Origin of the sequence: Streptomyces sp. NPDC005195, assembly GCF_040608315.1 — a bacterium.
GTDB lineage: Bacteria > Actinomycetota > Actinomycetes > Streptomycetales > Streptomycetaceae > Streptomyces > Streptomyces kaempferi.
The window spans coordinates 1-6,845 of the sequence record NZ_JBEXHZ010000125.1; the positions used below are offsets into that span (position 1 = coordinate 1).

Below are 6,845 nucleotides of genomic sequence, written 5' to 3' on the forward strand. Positions count from 1 at the left end.
AGCCGGGCCACCTCGTCGTCGGTGAGCCGGAGCGCGCCCGCGGCGACGTTCTCGGTGAGGTGGTCCGGGTTTCCGGTGCCGGGGATGGCCAGTACGTGCGGACCCTGCCGCAGCGTCCACGCCAGACGGATCTGCGCGGGGGTGGCGCCATGGGCTCGCGCGACGGCGAGCACCTCGCTGCCCGCCCCACCGGCCGAACCGTCCGTGCCGCCGGGGCCCCGCGCGCCGCCCTTGCCGGCGATCGCGAAGAACGGCACGAACGCGATGCCCAGGTCCCCGCAGATCCGCAGCAGCTCGTCGGTACCGGAATCCGCCGAGCCGAGGCCGTACCGGTTCTGAACGCACACGACGGGCGCGATGGCCCGTGCCTCGGCCAGCTGCCGGGGTTCGACGTCGGAGACTCCGAGGTGCCGGATCAGCCCCGCGTCACGCAGTTCGGCGAGCGCGCCGAAGTGCTCGGCGATCGAGTCCTGCCCCATGCGGCGCAGGTTCACCACGTCGAGGTGGTCGCGCCCGAGCTGGCGCAGGTTCTCCTCGACGTGGGAACGCAGTTGGTCCGGCCGGGCGGGGGCGCCCCACTCCCCCGCGTAGTCGCGGTACGGGCCCACCTTCGTGACGATCACCAACTCGTCGGCGTACGGGGCCAACGCGCTGTTGATCAGCTCGTTCGCGGAGCGCAGCGCCGAGAAGTAGAAGGCCGCGGTGTCGATGTGATCGACACCGAGCTCGATCGCGCGTCGCAGCACGGCGATCGACCGGTCGCGGTCACTCGGCGTACCCAGGTGGAAGGCCGCGCTGCCGGTGAGGCGCATGGCACCGAACCCGATGCGGTTGACGTCGAGATCTCCGAGTCTCCAGGCACCCGCGGCGGCCGCGGTGATCATCTCTGAGGTCATCGTGGCAGTTTCGCATACGGTCGTACGAGGCCACGTCGGCGTTCGGTGGGGCGGCGGCATCCCGTGGCGGGGCGGAGGCGTCCCGTGCGGCGACGGGGCCTCCGGGGACGCCCCACCGGGGGAATGCGGACCGGCGCCGGTCAAGTCCCCACGCCACGACGGTCAGTCGTGGTCGTACCAGGCGAAGGCCGAGATCCGCCAGCCCTCGGTGGTGCTGACGTACAGGATGGTCTTGACCCCGCCGCCCTCGAACGGCTCACCGTCCAGGATCCCGGACTTGCGGTACTCGCCGAAGCGCGAGGCGACATCGCCGGCGATGTCGGTCCGTTCGGAGGTCTCCCACTCGCGGAACTCGACCAGCCGGCCGTCGCCCAGCAGCGTCCGGCGAGGGGCGATGAACTCCTCCACCGTGTAGACGGTGAAGTCCGGGCCCGTCTTGACGATCACGCCACCGGGCACGACCAGCCGGCGGAGGCGTTCCAGGTCGGCTGTCCTGCCGCCCCGGTTGTCGAAAGCGCCGAAGAACTCGGCGGTCACCGAGTAGATCTCGTTCTGGGACACCGCGCGACCGTAACACGGGCCCGCGGGACTCCGCGGGGTCGCGCGGGAGCCCTCTTCCCTGGTAGGGCGTCGGCTCGATCCGCCGGGGCGGCCGGGCCCGCCGATCCGGTGGAACCGTGCCCGTCTCAGCTCAGCGGCTTCGACAGTACGGCCTTTCGGTGGCTGAACGTCTCGATGGAGTAGCGGCCGTGGTAACTGCCCATGCCACTCTCGCCGACCCCGCCGAACGGCAGGTCGGAGACGGTCAGATGGGCGAGCGGCAGTCCGAGGCCGAGGCCCCCGGAGGAGGTCTCGGCGGCCAGCCGCTCCCGGGTGGTGTCCGACTCGGTGAAGGCGTACAGGGCCAGCGGCTTGTCGCGGTCGTTGATGAAGTCGACGGCCTCGTCCAGTCCGGACACCGTCACGATCGGCAGGATCGGGCCGAAGATCTCCTCGCGCATGACGGGCGCCTCGGGGTCGACGTCCGCCAGGACGGTCGGCGCGAGGTACTTGGTGGCGCGGTCTCCGGTGCCGCCTGTGACGGTGCGGCCGGAGTCGAGCAGGGAGCCGAGCCGGTCGAAGTGGCGCTCGTTGACGATCCGCCCGTACTCGGTGGACTGCCGCGGTTCGGTGCCGAACAACTCCTGGACGGCACGGACGAGTTCGGGTTCCAGGGCTCGAGCGGTCTCCGGGTCGGTGAGGACGTAGTCGGGCGCGACGCAGGTCTGACCGGCGTTCAGGAACTTGCCGCGGGCGAGCCGGTCGGCGACGACGGCCAGGTCGGTGCCCCGGTCGACGAACGCCGGGGATTTCCCGCCCAGTTCGAGCGCAACGGGGGTGAGGTGCTCGGCGGCGGCCCGCATGACGATGCGGCCGACGGTGCCGTTGCCCGTGTAGAAGATGTGGTCGAAGCGCTCCGCCAGCAGCGCGGTGGTCTCCTCGACGGCGCCCTCGACGACCGCGACGGCGTCGGTATCGAGGTACCGGGGCAGCAGCCGCGCGAGGGCGGCCGAGGTGGCGGGGGCGAGTTCGCTGGGCTTGACGACGACCGTGTTGCCCGCGGCCAGCGCACCGAGCATCGGCGTCAGCAGGAGCTGGACGGGGTAGTTCCAGGGAGCGATGACCAGGACGACGCCCAGCGGGTCGAACCGCGTCCACGCGGTCGCGTCCGCGCCGAGGTGTGCCGGTACCGGGGCGGCCTGGGGGCGCAGCCACTCGTCGAGATGCTCCAGCGTGTGGTCGATCTCCCGGACCGTGAAGTCGATCTCGGTGCGGTAGGCCTCGGTGGGGCTCTTGCCGAGGTCGGCGTGGAGTGCTTCCGCGAGGTCGTCGCCGTGCGCGGTGAGCATCTCGCGCAGTCCGCGCAGCTGCGCCGTACGCCACTCCACGGGCTTGGTCCGGCCGGAGCGGAAGGTGGCGCGCAGCCGGGCCACGAGGTCGGCGGGCTGCTCGGGGGTGGGGTGGGTCACGGTGCCCTCGCTGGTCGAAGCTGATCGGAGCGGACCGGATGATCCGCGCACTGGGCTCGCACGGCCTCTCGGCGCGCACTGGCCCTCATCGAGACTACGGGCTCGATGTAATTGCCAACCTTTCAGGTACCCAAGTACATTCCGGCTACACGAAGGTCGCCGTGTGTCATTCCTGGCACCACGCCCCGGCGGACGCAGGGGCGTGGAAAGCCACCGCGTCCGCAGCGTCTTCGGGGTCCGAGCGGCCCGAGCGGCGTACGGTCAGCGGCCGTCAGCCGGCGACGCGGACCGGTCGGGGCCCGTCGCGGGCGTCCGGGTCGTGCCGGTGGCCGCGGCCTGTTCGATGGCGTCGATCAGCCGGTGGCGCGCGAGGGCGTGGGTGAAGTCGGGCACGGTGTGGGTCCCTTCGGCCAGATCGCGGGCGAAGCGCTCGTACAGCCGTGCCACGTTGCCGGCCGGCGAGGCGGCGAGCGCCGCGGGCAGTTCACCCGTGTACGACGCGGGTACCGGGAGGGGTGCCGTGGCCGTGTCGGTGCCCCTCCCACCCGCCAGGGTGAGCGCCGCGACCTGCATGTTGCCCCAGTCGGCGGTCAGTACGAGATCTCCCTCGGTGCCGTTGATCTCCCAGCGGAAGTTACCGGCCCGCGAGGTGCCGCCGCGGTAGAAGACCGACGCGGAGGCGCCGCCGGCGAGCGTACCGATCACGGCGACCTGGTCCGCGGCCGTGACGGGAACACTTCGGCCGTCCTCGGCGACCGTCGCGCGGGTGCGGCCCACCACGAGGTTCGCGGCCACGGACTCGAACTCGCCGAGTACGTGGTGCAGCGGGTCGAGGGCGTGCAGCGTGGGCGAGGTGAGGGGCGTCGCGCCGTTCGCCCTGTCGTACCAGTACGCCTGACCGTGGGTGGCGACCTCCGGGCCCCAGACCATGCCGGAGCCGGAGAGCGTGGTGCCCAGCACCCTGCCGACGTATCCGTCGCGGATCAGGTCGCGGGCGAAGCGGACCTCAGGGGCGTATCGCCCCTGAAGGCCCACGACGGTGCGGACCCCGGCCGCCTTCGCCCGCAGGGACAGGCGCTCCGCCTCGGCCAGGCCGTTGCCCAGCGGCCATTCGCTGTAGACCATCTTGCCCGCGTCGAGGGCCGCCGAGACGAGTTCGAGGTGCTCGGTGACCTTCACGGCGACGACGACCAGATCGACGCCCGGATGCGCGAGGAGTTCCTGATGGTTGTCGTAGGCCGACACCCCGTACGCGGCCGCCGCGGCCTGGGCCGAACTGTGCCGGGAGGTGCTGACGGCGCGCAGCTCGAAGGCCGTCGAGGCCTGGATCGCGGGGATGTGTGAGAGGGAGGCCCACCCGCCGGTGCTGCCGCCGATGACGCCCACGCCTGTCGGTTCCATGTGTCGATCCTTTCGATGCTCATATCTTGAGCGACTGTTCCATAATTTGGGTACACGAACGCGCGGGGGCACGGGGACTCTTCGCACGCAAGAATGTCCCCGTGAGCGGAATCCGCTCAGTCCAGGCAGCTCAACGCGACCTCCGCGGACCGCATCAGGGCGGCACGATCGGGGTCGATCGCACCCATGACACGCAGCCCTTGCAGGCTCGTCACCAGGAAGGCGGCGAGGTCTGCGGCGGCGCGCGCCGACGGGAGCCTGCCGCGCAGCTGCCCCTCGGCGATCACGTCGAACAGGGCGAGCTCCAGCGACCGGGTCGTCGAGCGCAGCCGCTGCCCCACCCGCACGTCGTCACGGGCCCGCTCCATCGCCCCGGCGACGATCAGACAGGCGAGCCGGCTGCCGTCGCGGGCGATCTCGTCGACCGCACCCACGAAGACCTCGCGGATCACCTCACGGGCGTCGCCACCGGAGCGGAGCAGATCGGTGAGCGGCACCGCGTAGCTCCGGCGGTAGAGATCGAGGGCGGCCAGATAGAGGCCTTCCTTGCTGCCGAAGGCCGCGTAGATCGAGCCGCTGCCCAGTCCCGTGGCCTCGGCCAGGTCCCGCATCGAGGTGCCCTCGTACCCCGTACGCCGGAACGCCTCCATCGCCGACGCCACCACGGCGTCCGTGTCGAACTCTCGGGTACGTGCCATACGAGCACCGTACAGCTATCTGGAACGAACACCAAAGAAATGGTGGCCCCACCCCCTGTCACGTCCGTCTCACCTCTGTCACGTCCGTCTTCCCCGTGCCGCATCGGGCTGCCGCGTCGCGCTGTCGCGCAGCTGCTGGATGCCCAGATCGAGTGCGGCCTCCAGATGGGTCGTCCGCCCGGTGGAGAGCAGCACCACGACACCGCCCTGAATACCGGCCAGCAGCGCGGCCGCCGAACGGTCGGGGTCGACGCCCGGGCCGATCTCCCCTTGGCGCTGCATCGCCCGGACGCCCTCGGCGATCTCGCCCTGCCACTTTCCCAGCAGTTCGGCGACGACCGCCCGCGCACCCGGGGTGCTGCGCCCCAGCTGGGACATCAGCATGTTCAGCGGACACTGCGGCCCCTGCCCCCGATAGCGGGCGACCACGGTGTCGCGCCAGGCCAGCCAGGCGTCCCACGACGTGAGGTCGCCCAGTTCGGGCCGCTGGTCGGCCAGCACCTGGTCGGCCTCGAACCGCGCCACCGCGAGCAGCAGTTCCTCCTTGCCGCCGGGAAAATAGTGGAACAACTGGCTCTTGCTCGTGCCGGTCCGCGCCCGCACGTCGTCCAGTGTCGTGACGGCGACACCCCGCTCCCGCATCTCGGCGGCCGCTCCCTCGATGATCCGCCCGCGCGTGGCCGCACCCTTGGGGGTGAGCTTCACGATCTCTCCCTCTTCCGAACTGTCGAGTCCCCGGACCCGCCAGTTCCTGAACTTGCCCGTTCCTGAACTTGCCCGTTCCTGAACTTGCCCGTTCCTGAACTTGCCCGTTCCTGGACCTGCCCGCCGTTCCTGGACCTGCCCGATTCTGAACCCGCCGGTCCCTTTTCACCGTGCCGGCCTCGCACCCCGTGCCGCCGCCGGGCACTCTCTCACTCGCTCGCGAGCGCCGCCCGGCTCCGTACGAGGTGGGCGCGCTCCGCCGGACTCGCGGTCAGCGCGATGGCCGCCTCGTACGCCCGTACGGCCTCGGCGGTCCGGCCGAGGCGGCGCAGCAGATCGGCCCGTACGGCGTGGAAGGCGTGATACCCGTCGAGGCCGAGCACGTCGACCAGGGCGAGCGCCGGCCCGGGGCCTTCGACCTCGCCGACGGCGACGGCCCGGTTGAGGGCGACCACGGGGCTCGGGGTGAGCTCCGTCAACTGGTCGTAGAGCCGGAGGATCTGGCCCCAGTCGGTGTCCGCCGCGGTCGGGGCGTCGCTGTGCACGGCGTTGACGGCGGCCTGGATCTGGTACGGGCCCGGCCGGCCGCGGCGCAGACAGCGGCGCACCAGCTCCTGCCCCTCGGCGACCAGGTCACGGTCCCACAGGGAGCGGTCCTGGTCCGGGAGCAGGACGAGGGTGCCGTCCGGTGCGGTGCGGGCGGGCCGGCGCGACTCGACGAGGAGCATCAGCGCGAGCAGCCCGAGGGCCTCGGGTTCGTCCGGCATCAGCTCGGCGAGCAGACGGCCGAGTCGGACGCCTTCGGCGCAGAGGTCCTCGCGGCCGCCGTACCCCTCGTTGAAGATGAGGTAGACGACGGCCAGCACTCCCCTGACGCGGTCCGGGAGGTCCGCGTCGCGCGGGACGCGGTACGGGATACGGGCGTCGCGGATCTTGGCCTTGGCGCGGACGATCCGCTGGGCCATGGTCGGCTCGGGGACGAGGAAGGCACGGGCGATCTGCGCGGTGCTCAGACCGCCGAGGAGACGCAGGGTCAGGGCGACCTGGGCCTGCGTGGCGAGCGCCGGGTGGCAGCAGGTGAAGATCAGACGGAGCCGGTCGTCGCGCACGGGGCCCTCCTCGTCCGGTTCCTTCCG

Annotated in this window: 7 protein-coding genes; all 7 read right to left on the reverse strand. The window is 71.6% G+C overall.

Translation table 11 applies throughout. The features are described 5' to 3' along the window. A partial coding sequence (locus ABZV34_RS36265; protein WP_356286574.1) for an aldo/keto reductase occupies positions 1–896 on the reverse strand: 896 nt, incomplete at its 3' end. A 162-nt stretch (positions 897–1,058) separates the two neighbouring features. Then, positions 1,059–1,457 carry a DUF4440 domain-containing protein gene (locus tag ABZV34_RS36270; protein ID WP_356286577.1) on the reverse strand — a complete coding sequence of 133 codons (399 nt, stop codon included), beginning with the start codon at positions 1,455–1,457 and terminating at the stop codon, positions 1,059–1,061. Between the two features lie 125 nt (positions 1,458–1,582). Further along, entirely contained in the window at positions 1,583–2,905 is a 1,323-nt protein-coding gene (locus tag ABZV34_RS36275; protein WP_356286580.1) for an aldehyde dehydrogenase family protein, read from the reverse strand. A 261-nt stretch (positions 2,906–3,166) separates the two neighbouring features. After that, positions 3,167–4,306 carry a Gfo/Idh/MocA family oxidoreductase gene (locus tag ABZV34_RS36280; protein ID WP_356286583.1) on the reverse strand — a complete coding sequence of 380 codons (1,140 nt, stop codon included), beginning with the start codon at positions 4,304–4,306 and terminating at the stop codon, positions 3,167–3,169. Positions 4,307–4,422: 116 nt separating this feature from the next. Next, entirely contained in the window at positions 4,423–5,004 is a 582-nt protein-coding gene (locus ABZV34_RS36285) for a helix-turn-helix domain-containing protein (RefSeq protein ID WP_356286586.1), read from the reverse strand. A gap of 78 nt (positions 5,005–5,082) precedes the next feature. Next, on the reverse strand, positions 5,083–5,709 hold the full coding sequence (locus ABZV34_RS36290; protein ID WP_356286589.1) for a TetR/AcrR family transcriptional regulator: 627 nt from the start codon (positions 5,707–5,709) through the stop codon (positions 5,083–5,085). A 209-nt stretch (positions 5,710–5,918) separates the two neighbouring features. Further along, positions 5,919–6,845: DUF6596 domain-containing protein (locus tag ABZV34_RS36295; protein ID WP_356286592.1), on the reverse strand; the 927-nt coding region annotated here is incomplete at its 5' end.